This window comes from Pedobacter aquatilis, from assembly GCF_032678425.1.
Classification (GTDB): domain Bacteria; phylum Bacteroidota; class Bacteroidia; order Sphingobacteriales; family Sphingobacteriaceae; genus Pedobacter; species Pedobacter aquatilis_B.
This window is the reverse complement of record NZ_JAVTSG010000003.1, coordinates 68,014-83,293: the sequence shown is the minus strand read 5'-3', so window position 1 is coordinate 83,293 and position 15,280 is coordinate 68,014. Positions and strand designations below refer to the sequence as shown.

At 34.5% G+C, this 15,280-nt stretch carries 13 protein-coding genes; 6 read left to right on the top strand and 7 right to left on the bottom strand.

All coding sequences use genetic code 11. From position 1 onward, the window contains the following. Positions 1-5 precede the first annotated feature (5 nt). From R2Q16_RS10300 to R2Q16_RS10280, 5 genes are all read left to right on the top strand, one after another. Positions 6-1,181, top strand: a complete 1,176-nt coding sequence (locus R2Q16_RS10300) for an acetyl-CoA C-acyltransferase (RefSeq protein ID WP_316736874.1) — start codon at positions 6-8, stop codon at positions 1,179-1,181. 7 nt (positions 1,182-1,188) lie between these two features. After that, positions 1,189-2,082 (top strand): hypothetical protein, encoded by an 894-nt coding sequence (locus R2Q16_RS10295; RefSeq protein ID WP_316736873.1) that lies wholly within the window; start codon positions 1,189-1,191, stop codon positions 2,080-2,082. A 147-nt stretch (positions 2,083-2,229) separates the two neighbouring features. Then, positions 2,230-3,789 (top strand): peptide MFS transporter, encoded by a 1,560-nt coding sequence (locus R2Q16_RS10290; protein WP_316736872.1) that lies wholly within the window; start codon positions 2,230-2,232, stop codon positions 3,787-3,789. Position 3,790: 1 nt separating this feature from the next. Further along, on the top strand, positions 3,791-5,293 hold the full coding sequence (locus R2Q16_RS10285; RefSeq protein ID WP_316736871.1) for a peptide MFS transporter: 1,503 nt from the start codon (positions 3,791-3,793) through the stop codon (positions 5,291-5,293). 130 nt (positions 5,294-5,423) lie between these two features. After that, positions 5,424-6,152: a polyprenol monophosphomannose synthase gene (locus R2Q16_RS10280; RefSeq protein WP_316736870.1), complete on the top strand. Its 729-nt coding sequence runs from the start codon at positions 5,424-5,426 to the stop codon at positions 6,150-6,152. Here the strand turns inward: R2Q16_RS10280 and R2Q16_RS10275 are convergent, their stop codons facing one another. The 3 genes from R2Q16_RS10275 to dinB all read right to left on the bottom strand — a co-directional run bounded on the left by R2Q16_RS10275 (position 6,153) and on the right by dinB (position 11,092). Continuing rightward, positions 6,153-6,662, bottom strand: a complete 510-nt coding sequence (locus R2Q16_RS10275) for a YdeI/OmpD-associated family protein (protein WP_316736869.1) — start codon at positions 6,660-6,662, stop codon at positions 6,153-6,155. Positions 6,663-6,790: 128 nt separating this feature from the next. Next, on the bottom strand, positions 6,791-9,799 hold the full coding sequence (gene dnaE, locus R2Q16_RS10270) for a DNA polymerase III subunit alpha (protein ID WP_316736868.1): 3,009 nt from the start codon (positions 9,797-9,799) through the stop codon (positions 6,791-6,793). Then, on the bottom strand, positions 9,800-11,092 hold the full coding sequence (gene dinB / locus R2Q16_RS10265; protein WP_316736867.1) for a DNA polymerase IV: 1,293 nt from the start codon (positions 11,090-11,092) through the stop codon (positions 9,800-9,802). Positions 11,093-11,265: 173 nt separating this feature from the next. Between dinB and R2Q16_RS10260 the strand changes: the two genes are divergently transcribed. Then, positions 11,266-11,430 carry a hypothetical protein gene (locus tag R2Q16_RS10260; RefSeq protein WP_316736866.1) on the top strand — a complete coding sequence of 55 codons (165 nt, stop codon included), beginning with the start codon at positions 11,266-11,268 and terminating at the stop codon, positions 11,428-11,430. 51 nt (positions 11,431-11,481) lie between these two features. On the opposite strand, the gene R2Q16_RS10255 is transcribed toward R2Q16_RS10260, so the two are convergent. The 4 genes from R2Q16_RS10255 to R2Q16_RS10240 all read right to left on the bottom strand — a co-directional run bounded on the left by R2Q16_RS10255 (position 11,482) and on the right by R2Q16_RS10240 (position 15,220). Beyond that, positions 11,482-12,129 (bottom strand): response regulator transcription factor, encoded by a 648-nt coding sequence (locus R2Q16_RS10255; RefSeq protein ID WP_316736865.1) that lies wholly within the window; start codon positions 12,127-12,129, stop codon positions 11,482-11,484. A gap of 294 nt (positions 12,130-12,423) precedes the next feature. After that, positions 12,424-13,038: a Crp/Fnr family transcriptional regulator gene (locus tag R2Q16_RS10250; protein WP_316736864.1), complete on the bottom strand. Its 615-nt coding sequence runs from the start codon at positions 13,036-13,038 to the stop codon at positions 12,424-12,426. A 118-nt stretch (positions 13,039-13,156) separates the two neighbouring features. Then, positions 13,157-14,008 carry a TIGR02757 family protein gene (locus R2Q16_RS10245; RefSeq protein WP_316736863.1) on the bottom strand — a complete coding sequence of 284 codons (852 nt, stop codon included), beginning with the start codon at positions 14,006-14,008 and terminating at the stop codon, positions 13,157-13,159. A gap of 72 nt (positions 14,009-14,080) precedes the next feature. Then, positions 14,081-15,220, bottom strand: coding sequence for a cystathionine gamma-synthase (locus R2Q16_RS10240; RefSeq protein WP_316736862.1), 1,140 nt, complete (start codon positions 15,218-15,220; stop codon positions 14,081-14,083). Positions 15,221-15,280: the final 60 nt, after the last annotated feature.

Below are 15,280 nucleotides of genomic sequence, written 5' to 3'. Positions count from 1 at the left end.
TTTAAATGAGAGAAGTTGTAATAGTTTCGGCTGTAAGAACGCCTATAGGAAGTTTCGGTGGCACATTAGCTCAATTTTCTGCACCTCAACTTGGAGGTTTTGCAATTAAGGCAGCTATTGAAAGAGCAGGATTAAATACCTCGCAAATTCAAGAAGTTTACATGGGTAATGTACTATCGGCTAATATTGGTCAGGCGCCGGCAACACAAGCCGCTAAGTTTGCTGGATTGCCAGATTTACCTGCAACAACCATTAATAAGGTTTGTGCATCGGGCACTAAAGCCATCATGCTAGCCGCTCAAAGTATCGCCAATGGCGACAATGATATTATAGTTGCAGGAGGGATGGAAAGTATGAGTAATGTTCCTTACTATTTAGATAAAGCAAGAAATGGATATAGATTAGGCCACGGACAAATTACGGATGGTTTAGTGAAAGACGGCCTTTGGGATGTTTATAACGATTACCACATGGGCTCAGCAGCTGAATTATGCGCAACAGATTGTAACATAAGTAGAGAGGATCAGGATAACTTTGCGATAGAATCATATAAAAAAGCGCAAGCGGCACAATCTGCCGGAAAGTTTAATTCTGAAATTGTAAGTATTGAAGTGAAAGACAGAAAAGGTGAAGTTTCGGTAATTGATACTGATGATGAGCCAACTGCAGTTAAATTTGATAAAATTACGTCATTAAAACCTGTTTTCAAGAAAGATGGAACGGTTACGGCAGCAAATGCATCAACCTTAAACGATGGAGCTGCTGCTTTAATTTTGATGAGTGCTGAAAAAGCAAATGAATTAAATATTAAGCCCTTAGCAAAAATAATCAGCTTTGCTGATGCACAACAAGCGCCAGAATGGTTTACTACTGCACCTTCAAAAGCAATTCCGCTCGCACTGAAAAAGGCCAATCTTGAAGTTAATGAAGTTGATTTTTTTGAAATTAACGAAGCTTTTTCTGTTGTTTCAATTGCAAATAATCAATTATTAAACCTTGATGAAAGCTTAGTAAATGTTAATGGTGGAGCAGTTTCACTTGGGCATCCACTTGGCGCATCAGGTGCACGTATCGTTGTTACACTCTTATCGGTTTTAGCCCAAAATAATGGTAAAATTGGCGTTGCCGGAATTTGCAATGGTGGCGGTGGTGCAAGTGCATTAGTTATCGAAAAACTATAATATCGTAATGAAAAACATCAAATTCTATTTCCTGATTTTAATCTGCCTGCATGCATCTTTAGTTTCAGCGCAGCAAAACACAAATAAGCTTGATGTTTTTCAAGATAGTTTGATTAGCATTTCAAAAGCGATTTATGCAACTCAAAGCGATGAAGTTAAAACAGCATCGAACGGAAAGTTTGTTAAAACCTTGGTTGAAGCACTAAAAGAACCGAATTCGTTTAATTATCCATTCGATTCACTAAAAAATGTTTCGGTAGTAAAATCTGCCGATCAGGTTTTTAGAATCATCTCCTGGTATTTACCTTTTGAAAATGGAACTTATCGGTATTTCGGCACCATACAAATGAATAACAGAGGTGCTTTAAAGCTTTACCCACTTATAGATCAAACTGAGAATATTACTGATCCGAATACCATTACTAATAACCAAAAGTGGTATGGCGCACGTTATTACGAAATTATTCCAGTATCTGCTTCAGGCAAATTACCTTATTATATTTTGTTAGGATGGAAAGGCAACACAACTGAATCAACCAAAAAAGTAATCGAAATTTTATCTTTTGACAGAGACAATGTAAATTTCGGAATGCCTGTATTCGATGGCAAAGAATTAAAGGGTAAAAACCGGGTAATTTTCGAGTACAACAAACAAAATGCAATGATTTTGAAAACAGATAAAAACGCTGGTCTAATTGTATTTGACCACCTTGCTCCTTTCGACCCTGAAATGGTTGGAAGATTTCAATTTTATGGCTCGGATGGGAATACCGATGCCTTTAAAGTTATCGGAGGAAGATTAAGGCTTCAAGAAAACATTGTTATTAATAATGAGGCCAATGCAAATGATGCATTATATGCCGACCCAAGCAAAAATGTAAAACCAATCAGAAAATTTTAATACAACATTAAATCATAACGTATTCATTACTTTACAGATAAGTTAAAAATTTGTTAGAGTGGCCTCCTCTCGCTATATTGCGCCTTATTGAACTAACTTTACAACACACAAATTCTGAATTCATAAACCAAAACAAACAAATGTTTTATGCAAACATCCATTGAAACCAAAGACGATTTCTTTAGCAGTAAAGTATTAGGCCATCCGGCCGGGCTTTTTGTGCTTTTTTTTACGGAAATGTGGGAAAGATTTTCGTATTACGGTATGCGTGCACTACTTGTTTTATTCCTTACATCATCCATCGCTTCAGGTGGTTGGGAGTGGACAAAAGCTGATGCACTTTCACTATACGGCACTTACACAATGGGCGTTTACCTCACTCCAGTTTTAGGTGGTTTAATTGCTGATAGATTATTGGGCTACCGTTGGGCGGTAATTTTAGGTGCCCTAATTATGACGATAGGTCATGCAAGTATGGCCATAGAAACACCTCTTTTCTTATACATTGGATTGGGTTGTTTAATGGTTGGAAATGGTTTGTTCAAACCGAACATGACTTCAATAGTTTCAAAGATCTATAAAGATCATCCTGAAAAGAAAGATGGTGCATATTCTATATTTTATATGGGTGTAAATGCTGGAGCTTTTTTAGGTATAATGATTTGTGGCTACATCGGCGAAAAAATTTCTTGGAGCTGGGGTTTTGGACTAGCCGGTATATTTATGTTTTTAGGAATGCTTCAATTCTATTTTACAAAAGGCATATTTGGTAGCATTGGTTTATTGCCAAAAGAAGAGAAAAGGTTACAACAAGCTGAAACTAACGTTACATCTCAAATTAAGGAAGAAAAAGTTCCTGCTAACATTACCAGAGATAGATTAATCGTTGTATTTATTTTTTCAATTTTTACTGTTTTCTTTTGGGCAGCCTTTGAACAAGCCGGTGGAAGTATGACTATTTTTGCCAAAGAAAACACGACCAGAATTTTAACCGGCAGTGCAGGTTTAACATTTAAAATTGTTGATGCGTTATTAACCATTGTTCCGCTAGGAATTATCTCCTATGTTTTATTTAAGCTATTCTCACAAACCATTGCAAAATATAAACTAGGGAATTTAATTCTGGCAACTAGCTTTATTATTATTTGGGGTATTGTATTATGGAAAGTTGAACGTGAATTTTCGGCAAATACAACAGAGATTGCAGCATCGTGGTTCAATATACTTAACTCATTATTTATCATCTGCTTTGCACCGGTTTTTTCTAAATGGTGGGAAAGTAAATACAACCTCCCAGGTTCGTTAAAATTCGGTTTAGGCTTAACCTTATTGGGTATTGGTTTTGGCTTTTTAGCCTACGGTTCAACCGCAATTACATCACCAGAAATAAAAGTAAGCATGGCTTGGCTAGTATTAGCCTATTTATTCCACACCCTTGGCGAACTTTGTATTTCTCCGGTAGGCTTATCTTACGTAAGTAAATTAGTACCTGCAAAATGGATTGGTTTCATGTTTGGTGTATACTATCTATTCTTGGCGATGGGTAACAAATTGGCTGGCGTATCTGGCAGTATGATTGAAGAAATCACTCAAAAATATAGCTTAACAACATTCTTTTTAATCTTTACAATTGTGCCTATTTCTGCAGGTATATTAATTGCAGTCTTACATCCAGTGGTTAAAAAATTAATGCATGGCGTAAAATAAAATGGAAATAGCTACAGAAAAAACACCTTCTATTGAAACCTTAGAAGCGATACAAAATTTTGAAGGTAAATATCCAAAACAACTTTGGCATTTATCTTTGGTAGAAATGTGGGAACGTTTCTGTTTTTACGGAATGCGTGGTGTACTTGCATTTTTTATGGTCGACCAGTTAGGTTTAACAGACCAAAAATCTAATTTGCAATACGGCGCAATCCAGGCCTTTGTATATGCTTTTACCTTTATTGGTGGTATTTTCGCGGATAAAATTTTGGGCTTTAGAAAATCACTTTTTTGGGGTGGTTCTTTAATGATTATCGGAAATCTTATCCTTGCATTTTCTCCTCACGATTTATTTTATGTTGGCATAACGCTATCAATTATTGGTACAGGTTTCTTTAAACCAAATATATCATCAATGGTTGGCGAACTTTACCACGAAAAAGATAACAGAAGAGATGCTGGTTACGGTTTGTTTTACGCTGGTATAAATGTTGGCGGATTATTAGGCGGTGCAATGTGTATTTATCTTGGAAAATACGTTTCATGGCATTTATGTTTCCTTTCGGCAGCTGTAGTGATGATGATTGGCTTAGGCACATTTATCTTTACTAAAAAATATTTAGGTCCGATTGGTAATTCGCCACTTTTACATTTAGAAAAAACAAAGCAAAAAACCTACGAAATAGCTACTTACATCGGCTCTTTACTGTGTATTCCATTAATTTTTATAATGGTAAGAAATACAGCTTACACTGATTATTTTATGTACACAATTGGTATAGTTGCTTTAGTTTATTTCTTTTACGAACTACTTACCATAAAAGAAATTAAAGCCAGATATAAATTATTGGCAGCCTTTATTTTTATATTCTGCTATTTCGTATTTATGGCAATTTCAGAGCAAAGTGGCGGTTCACTTTCACTATTTGCTAAAGACAACCTAAATCATAATTTATTATTTTTTTCAGTCGATCCTAACGTAATCAACAATAGCGTAAATTCATTCTTTGTTATCGTTTTTAGTCCTTTAGTTGGTTTATTATGGATTGGAATGCACAGGAGAAAAATTGAACCAAACACAGTAATTAAATTTGGATTAGGTTTTGTTTTGCTTGCTGTAAGTTTTTATGTTTTTTATGCAACCAGATTTTTTGCAAACGAACAAGGGATAAGCTCGTTAAACATTTTTACCCTCGCCTATTTATTGCTAACGCTTGGTGAACTTTGCATTGGCCCGATAGGCATGTCAATCATTACAAAACTATCTCCTAAAAGGATGTTTGGAATGATGATGGGTATGTGGTTTTTATTCAGTGCATTCGGCCAGCTTGCTGCCGGTAAACTTGGAGCAGAAATGTCGAGCATTGAAAATGCATCCTTAATGACAAAATTAACATCGTATACAGAAGGTTACAAATCACTAGCTTTATACTCACTAATTGCGGGATTATTTTTAATCATCTTCTCTCAACTGATTAAAAAATTAATGCAAGAAGTTAAATAAAACATTTTTAACACATTTTAACCCGTATCAATAACCTTGATACGGGTTTTTAATTTAAAAATATTTACTTTCGCCACTTCAAAAGCTGAAAGAAATTAAACTTAAGGTTTACAATAAATAAAAGATATACGTGTCAGACAGTTTAGTTATCATACCAACTTATAACGAAAAGGAAAATATTGAAAAAATTATCCGAAAGGTATTTTCATTAACCCAACCTTTTCACGTTCTTATTATAGATGATGGCTCGCCAGATGGTACTGCTGATATTGTAAAATCTTTGCAAAAAGAGTACGAAGGCCATTTATTTATTGAAGAACGCTCTGGTAAACTAGGTTTGGGTACTGCTTATATTTATGGTTTTAATTGGGCGCTACAAAAAGAATATAATTATATTTTTGAGATGGATGCTGATTTTTCACACAATCCTGATGATTTAATTCGTTTGCGCGAAGCTTGTATTAATGGAGCAGATTTAGCTGTAGGCTCTAGGTATGTTAAAGGTGTAAATGTTGTAAACTGGCCAATGGGCAGAGTTTTAATGTCGTATTTTGCATCAATGTATGTGAGGTTAATTACAAGGATTAACATACAGGATGCAACCGCTGGTTTTAAATGTTACAGAAAGGTAGTGCTTGAAACCATTCCATTAAACAAGATTAAATTTGTTGGTTACGCGTTCCAAATTGAGATGAAATTTACAGCGATTAAATATGGTTTTAATGTTGTGGAAGTGCCAATTATCTTTACAGATAGAACCGAAGGGACTTCTAAAATGAGTACCAGAATTTTCAGGGAAGCCTTTATTGGAGTAATACAAATGAAAGTTTGGAGTTGGTTTAGGAGCTATAAACGATAATTATTTGTCTTTCCTGCTTTCTCTAATCATTGTTCCGTAATCTTGATTTTTATCCATTGCATTAATGGTTAATACTAATCTTTTTGTTCTAGTTTCTTCTGTTTTAGCTTCGTTAATCCATTTTATGAAATAATTTTGGTGAGACTTGGCAAGTTTCAAAAAATTATCTAAAAGATGTATTTCTTCTGATAGGCACAATTCCAAATCTTCAGGTATTTCAACTTTAAAATTTTTATCTTCCTCGAGGTAAATTTCTACAATTGCACCTGCCTCCTTTTTAAGTTTTTTCCTAAGCTCACTTTTAAGGGCGATAATAAAATCACCTGCTCCCGTGGGCGTAGTTGCCATTCCGCTTATTTCAACATTATCTATTTTACCTTTAACCCTAAACGAAACCTTGCAATCGGGCTTTATTTTATCGGCAATTACATTTGGAAGGAAAATGTAACTCCAACCTGTTTTATCGCCCATTTTTTCAAAACGTTCTATTTCGGCCTTAAGGTGAATCATAGATTAAATATACAAGCAACAATTTTCAATTAACAAATATATAATTAGGTAATAATAAGATTTATAGAAAATGTAAAAATTGATGCCCCTTTCTTTCTAAACACATACCATAATTTCAATACTATATTTTAATTTACAGCCACCGGATTCATATGTATATCCAACTTGGCAAATTTTAAAACCTCAATACTTTGAAAACCAAAATCTTCAACAACTTTACCTAAAATTAAATAACAGCCTTTTCCTTTAAATGGATACATGGGCGTTGTATTCGGAAAATGTGTGGTATCAAAAAAATCTCCGTTTTTATCCAAAAAAGTTCCGAACCACATTTTAGTATTTTTAATGGTGTGTACCGTTTTTTCGCAAACATAATTACCAACCATTTTTATCGTTTTTCCTACGTTTTTATGCAAATCGGCCGCAGCAATATTTCCCCGATAATTTGTTTTTAGGAAATCGAACATGTTAAAATTTAGTGGAAAGCCCAGTAATTCAAGCTCGGCGTAAGCATCTTCAATTTTAGAATTTTCTAAAGATGGTAAATGGTAAGTTTTCTGCTGAATATCAAATAACTCAGCATGATTAATTTTCTTTTGCTTGTGCCCCAAATATGTGTGAACATCCCAAAGTAATGTCTTTTTATCTTTACCTGTAAATCTCAATGCACCTAATCGAATTAACAATATAGCTTGTTCTAAGGTTATTTGTGTACGCTTTACAAATTGCTCCAAGTTCAAATAAGCGCCATTTTTTCTTCGTTCTTCAGGGATAAGTTCGATGAATTTATTTTCCAATCCCAGCACACCGATGAAACCTAAATAAGCATCGTTTCCTTTAATATTAACAGTAGCATCGCTACGATTTACACAAGGCAAATGCACATTTGCACCCGTTCTTTGAAGTTCGTGTACGTAAACCCAACGGGTATAAAAACCACCATAATTATTCAATACTGCAACCATAAACTCCTTAGGATAATAGGTTTTAAGAAACAGACTTTGATAACTTTCTACAGCAAAAGATGCAGAGTGTGCTTTGGAAAAACTGTAACCGGCAAAGGATGAAATTTGTCGCCAAACCTCCTTTATCAATTCCTCTGAATGACCTTTAGCCTTAGCTGAAGTAAAAAACTTATTTACCAACTCATCAAACGCGAGTTTAGAACGATACTTACCACTCATGGCTTTACGTAAAACATCAGAATCAGCTAAATCCAACCCGGCAAAGTAATGGCAAACCTTAATCACATCTTCTTGGTAAACCATTACACCGTAGGTTTCTTTTAGCTGTTCTTTCATCTCTTCGCACAAATACTCAACTTTTTCGGGCGCATGGTAGCGCTCAATAAAAGCTTTCATCATACCCGAACTTGCAACCCCGGGACGAATGATGGAACTGGCCGCCACTAAGGTTAAATAGTTTTCGCATTTTAGCTTTTTTAGCAACTGGCGCATTGCGGGAGATTCTATATAAAAACAGCCGATTGGTTGCCCTTCTTTTAAAATTTGATTGAGCTTAACATCCTCTTTGAAAGTTTTGAAATCATGAATATCTACAAAATCGCCTCGGTTTTCTTCTATTAAGCGAACTGCTTCTCTAATGTGCCCAATTCCTCGCTGACTTAAAATATCAAACTTTTCATAGCCAATAAGTTCTGCTTCGTACATATCCCATTGTACGGTTGGATAGCCTTTTGGCGGCATATCTAAAGCAGTATAATAAGTAATTGGTTGTTCAGAAATTAAAATTCCACCTGCGTGGATGGAACGTTGATTAGGCATTTTTTGCATCATTTGATGCACAAGTTTTATTTTTTGATAGATGGGATTTTTAGAGTTTATCCACTCTTTTGTCGGGTCGCTAAAACTATCGATTTCATCCTTTGCTAAACCTAAAACTTTACCAATTTCGCGGATAATGGCCCTATCTTTAAAAGTACTCATGGTACCTAAAAAAGCAACGTGTCCTTTGGGATATTTTTTAAAAATATATTGTTGAATTGTTTCGCGTTCATCCCAGGCAAAATCAATATCAAAATCGGGCGGACTTGTTCTCTTTTCATGCAAAAAGCGTTCGAAATATAAATCCAAATCGATTGGGTCAACATCGGTAATACGTAAACAATAGGCTACAATACTATTAGCGCCCGAACCTCGCCCAACATGGTAAAATTTACACTTGCCCATTGCATATCGAACAATATCAAAAGTGATTAAAAAGTAAGCAGAATATTTTTTAAAAGCTATAATCCTCAGCTCTTTCTCCAATCTTTCCAGAGCAACTTTATTATCATTTCCATATCGATAATTAAGGCCTTTTAATGCCAATCGCCTTAATAAGGCTACATCCGACTCTTCGCCTTTGGTATAATAAAACTTATTTTTCGATTGTATTTTTGGCTCGAAATATTCAGATAAGTCGCAATTATCAATTAATTTTTGCGTGTTTTCAATGATGAATGGATAGCTGTCAAAATGATTTTTAAGCTCATCTTCTGAAATTAGCGTTTCATCTTTTAAACATTTAAATTCATCAGGTACTTTAGTTAAAAGCGTGTTCAAATCAATTGCCCGCATGTACTCGTGCAAGCGATGCGAAACCTTACCCGAAACGGTTACTGGATGCCAAACCACCAGTTTACTTTTTTGCTTTTGTAATTGATGTTTATAGAGATGATTTAATTGAGAATGACGAATGCCAACAAACTCATTTTCGGCTAAAACATAAGTAAATTCCTTTTTAAACGGGTAAATAATAAATACATTTTTAAATTGAGGAGCTTTGCCCGGAAGTGGAATATCATAAATGTTATGATAACTCAAAAACTCATTCAGCTCCCTCATTCCATCCTTATTTTTCGCAATCCCAAAATAAAGCAGAATATTATCCTTTCTAAATTCTATTCCGGCAAGTGGTTTTATCTCATAAGGAATGTTCCCTTTTTGTATTTCGTCTGCTTTCTTATAAAAGCGTTGATTAGTGCATGTTCTGATAAATTCGATAGCGCCAGTAGAATTATTAATATCGGTTAGTACAAGCTGATGGATATTTAGACTGCGAGCCTGGGCTATAATTGCAGCAATATCCATTACGCCATATTTTAAGCTATATGAGGAATGAACATTCAAAAACATTTACTTGTCGGTTAGTTTATTTACCTGAGAAACGTCAGAATTAATGAAAGTTCTGATTCTTGATTTTTTCTTTTCTTCTTCTTGCTCTACTTTCTTTTTTAAACGTGGATTATATTTAACAGTTCTACCATTTTTGTCTTTTTCAGGTTGCTTTATAATGCAAGCTTTCACAACCGATTCTACCCCATAACTCTTTCTAACTTTATCCATCGCCTGGTACAAATCATATTCTTCTTCGGACGTATGATAAAGACCAATTTGCTCGAAACCGCTAACCAAATGAGATAATTTTACACCAATTAACCGTAGCATCATTCGTTTGCTGTAAACTTTTTTAAATAAATCGTGAGCCTTAGCAATCAAAAAGGAATCTAAAGAAGTATATGGAATTCGAGCTTGTTGTGTTACCGTTTCGAAATTAGAATAGCGGATGGTTACGGTTATACAGGCGGTTAATTTTTGCTGGCTGCGTAATTCGAAAGTTAAATTGGTAACCATTCCGGTAAGTATGGCTTTCATCTTATTGATGTCCATACTATCGTTTTCAAAGGTAGTTTGTGTACCTATCGATTTTCGCTCACGGTAAGGAACTACGGGCGATAAATCTATACCATTTGCCTTTTGCCACAAGTTAATACCATTATCACCAAGTATTTTATACATCAATTCCTGAGGAATTTGAGCCAATGTCTCTATTTTCCTCACCCCCATTTCACTAAGTTTTTTATACGTTGCATGACCAATTCCTGGTATTTTATGCACTGATAAGGGATTTAAAAAAGGTCGGACTTGTGGAAAAGGAATTTCTAATTCTCCGTTTGGTTTGCACTCGTTAGTAACTACTTTAGCAACCGTTTTATTCACAGATAAGCCAAAAGAAATTGGCAAGCGAGTTTCTTTAATTATGGTTTGACGCAATTCGGAAGCAAATTTCATGCAACCAAAAAACTTGTCCATTCCCGTCATATCGATATAATGTTCATCAATGCTTGCTTTTTCGAATAAAGGGACGCGTTGAGCTATAATTTCAGTAATCTGATGCGATGCTTCTGAATATTCTTCCATATTACCTCTAAGAAATACTGCTTGCGGACACAATAACCTGGCCGTTCTACCAGGCATTGCAGCATGAACGCCAAACTTCCGAGCTTCGTAACTGCAAGAAGTAACTACTCCTCTATCAGAACCTCCGCCAACAATAATCGGTTTCCCAATTAAATCAGGCTTTTTTCGTAATTCCACTGAAACAAAAAAAGCATCCTGATCCATATGTATAATACTCTTCTCTTGCATGGCTTATCTCCTTTACAAAACAAATTTAAACTAAAAATATTAGTAATTTAAAATACTTAGCTTCTATTTTATCAACATTTTACTAACAATTTTAGCTTTAAATTCTAAAACCTTTAGCATTCAATAGTGTTATTTACACTGATAGATTTGTTCATAACTTAAACTTTGGAACCATGGAAAACGACAAAAAAAAGAAATCATCAGGCACATCAAAAGAAAAAGCAAGTTTCGACCAAAATGGAAAAGGTACATCAGAAAAATTTGGCCAAGCTGGTGAAACACCAAATGAATCGGGAAAGGAAGGTGCAGGAACCTCAAGCAAGCTGAAAGATAAATAAAAAAGGAGCTGCAAAAAGCAACTCCTTTAATATGATTGTGAATTTTGTATACTACTTTTCGTATATGCTCATTTTTTCAGCAAGTTCTATAATGCTCTTAATTTTAAGCTTTTGAAACAGGCGTAATTTATAAGTACTTACCGTTCCCATTTGTAAGTTTAGCTGATTAGAAATTTCTAAAACACCAACGCCTTTGGTTAGCAATTCGGCAACTTCTAGTTCCCTGCCCGATAGTTTTGTGAAAGGATTATCAGCATCGTTACCTAAAATGCTGTTGAACATATTTTCTTTGACATTTCTGCTCGAATAACGGCTGCCTGCTAAAATTGTGGTAATGGCGGTAATGATTTCAGATTCTTCAGCATTTTTGGTTAAATAACCAGATGCACCAGCCTTTAGATAAGGAACTGCATAAATGTTTTCGTTGAGAGATGAAAAAACTAAAATTTTAGCATTTGGTTGGATGGTTTTAATTTGCTCGATTACCTTCAGGTTATTCCCGCCTGGCAAATTAACATCTATTATGATTAAACTCGGAGATTTTTCAATCTCAACAAGTGCTTGCTCCATTGTAGAAGCATTCAGAATTTGAACTCCCGTCCAAAAATCTGATATAAGGTTCCTCAAACCACGGCGAATAATTTCGTGGTCATCAGCAATAAGTACTGAGAGGGTACTTACAGTATTTTTCGTTTTCATTGTTTGGAATATTGGGATGGTTTAGTTACAATATTTAACGTGATAGAGATAGAATTTAGTATTGAGAAATAGACTATTTAATTATTTGGTTTGTATTTGTAAATGTACATATTTTTATTGTTTATGTGAAAGAATTTATCATACCAATCATGTCTTAATGCAGTTATAACAACCGAAACAAATTGATTTTTGTCAAAAAAACGACAATTATTTCAAAAACAAGACTGTTGAGTAATTTTAAGTACAATTTTGCTATTTAAATCACTAAAAGGATATATAATTACACAGTAAATACTAAATTTTAGCACGAATTCGACTTAATGTTTCTAACCTAATTGCTAAAAAAGAGGCAATATATTTCAAAGAAACTCTATTTATCAGATCGGGAAACGTAACTAAAAACCTTTTATATCTTTTCTCCGCTGATGATATTCTACATAAATAGGCTCGTTCTTCTGCTGATCGGTAGTAAAGTTCCATCATTTTTCGTCCAACTATATTAGCCTCGGTATAATTTTCGTACAAATATTCGGATAGTGTATGCGGAATTGCTATCAACTCTACATCTTCCAAGGCTTGCAAATATTCTTCTGATTCTCCATCAAGCCAAAGATTTCTAATTGTACCCACAACTTCATTCTCTTTCGAAATCCAAGTTGTAATTTCTGTTTTTTCATCTTTGATAAATCCCCTCACAATTCCCTTAATAATTAGAAAAAGGTGTTCATTTTTATCCAGAGGAGAAATTAGAAATTTATTCTTTTTGAAGGAAACAGGAAATGTATGCTGATTGAGTTGCGCTTCGATTTCTGCATTTAGCGGATGTATTTTTTTGAACACAGCAATAACCGGAGAAACATTGTTGTATTTTTTCCACCTATCTTTTTCAGATAAATCAGCAGCAATCATAAGTTATTTTACAGGATGAAATGGTTCGATTATGTTACGAACGGTTTATATCGTAAGTATAATAAGTTTGGATTAAATAATGAAGTTTATTTTCAGATTTAACAATATTTTCAATTGTTTATAAAACTTTCTCAACGCCCAAACCAAATAAAGCAAAATCATATTTAACCGGATCGACTGCGTCAAAAGTTTTCAAATTATCGGTCAGTTCGATTGCGGTAAGCCAATCGGTTTGTTTGCGATGGATTAAATTCAAATATCGTCCGACTCTATCTACATGAACATCACATGGGCAAATTAAATCTTTTGGTTTCAAAATTTCCCAAATACCGAAATCGACACCATTTTTATCTTGCCGAACCATCCATCTTAAAAACATATTTAATCTCTTACAAGTAGATTTTTGTAGCGGTGAAGAAATGTGCTTTTTAGTTCTATACGGATAATCGTCAAGTGAGAAAAAATAACTTCTGAAATAGTTTAAAGCCTGTTCGATAGTAAAATTCAAATTTTGTATAAAGCAATTTTCTGACAATAAATCCATTTTTTCAGATGGGACATCAGTTGATAGATAATCGTTAAGAAATAAATTTTGTGTTGGAACAAAGGCCATTTCAAGACTATCAAACTGCCTGTAGTGAGATTTAAAGAAATCAATGAAATACAGCAAATCAGTATCATTAAAAGTTCTGTGTTTGAAATTCAACAACCGTTTCAAATCGTTATCGCTGTGGTTTAGAACAAAATCATGTGGCGCATAATCCATTCTATTTAACAATTCCTTACATTTATTGATGATTGTTTTTCGCTGCCCCCAAGCTAAAATTGCAGCAAAAAAACCACTTATTTCGATATCTTGTTTTTTGGTAAACAAATGAGGGATACAGATTGGATCATTTTCAATAAAACCTGGCTGATTATATTGCGCTACCTTCGCATCGAGAAAGTTTTTGACGTCTAAAAAATCCATTCTATTTGATTAAAAAAAATCCGGTAACTGAGATAAAAACTCAATCACCGGATTTAAGAAAATATTTATCAATTATTTCAGTGCGTTTTCTAAATCTTCCAACAAATCATCAATATCTTCAACACCAACGCTTAAACGCAATAAATTATCGGTTACACCAACTTTTTCACGTTCTTCTTTTGGTATAGAGCCATGAGTCATTGTTGCAGGATGGTTGATTAAAGATTCTACTCCTCCTAAAGATTCAGCTAAAGTAAATACTTTAAAATTCGAAGAAATTCTAAACGTTTCCTGCAAATCAGCATCTTTTAAGGTAATCGAAATCATACCACCAAAACCACGCATTTGTTTTTTGGCAACCTCGTAATTTGGATGGTCTTCAAAACCCGGCCAATAAATTTTATCAACTTTTGGATGATTTTTTAGATAATGTGCAATTTTCTCTCCGTTTTCGCAATGTGCTTTCATGCGAAGGTGAAGCGTTTTTATCCCTCTTAGAACCAAAAATGAATCTTGTGGACCTGGGGTTGCGCCACAAGCATTATAAATAAACCAAAGGTCTTTATATAACTGCTCGTTGCTGGTAACTAAAGCACCCATTACAACGTCAGAGTGGCCACCAATATATTTCGTAACGGAGTGCATTACAATATCTGCACCTAAATCGATAGGATTTTGCAAATATGGAGATGCAAATGTATTATCAACAGTAAGGATAAGATTTTTTTCTTTAGTAATCTTTGCTACACCTTCAATATCAATAATTTGCATTGTAGGATTTGTAGGTGTTTCTATCCAAACCAATTTGGTTTTATCGTTAATATACGGAAGCATGTTTTCCGGTTTCGATAAATCAAGAAAATGAAACTTTATGCCATATTTGGTGAAAATTTTTGTGAAAATCCTGTAAGAACCACCGTATAAATCGTTCCCCGTAATCACTTCATCACCAGGTTGTAACAATTTTAAAACAGCATCGGTGGCACCCATTCCGCTTGAGAAAGCTAAACCATATTTAGCGTTTTCCAAAGCAGCGAGACAATCTTCCAAAGCTTTACGTGTTGGATTTGTTCCTCTTGAGTACTCGTAACCTTTATTGTCTCCCGGCGATTTTTGCCAGTAAGTAGAAGTTTGGTAAATTGGTGTCATCACCGCACCAGTTGTTGGGTCAGGCTCTTGACCTGCATGTATAGCTTTTGTTCCGAATTTCATTATTGTAGTATCAAGATATAAGTATTAACTATTAAGACTAGCGTTATTTAATCAAAAATC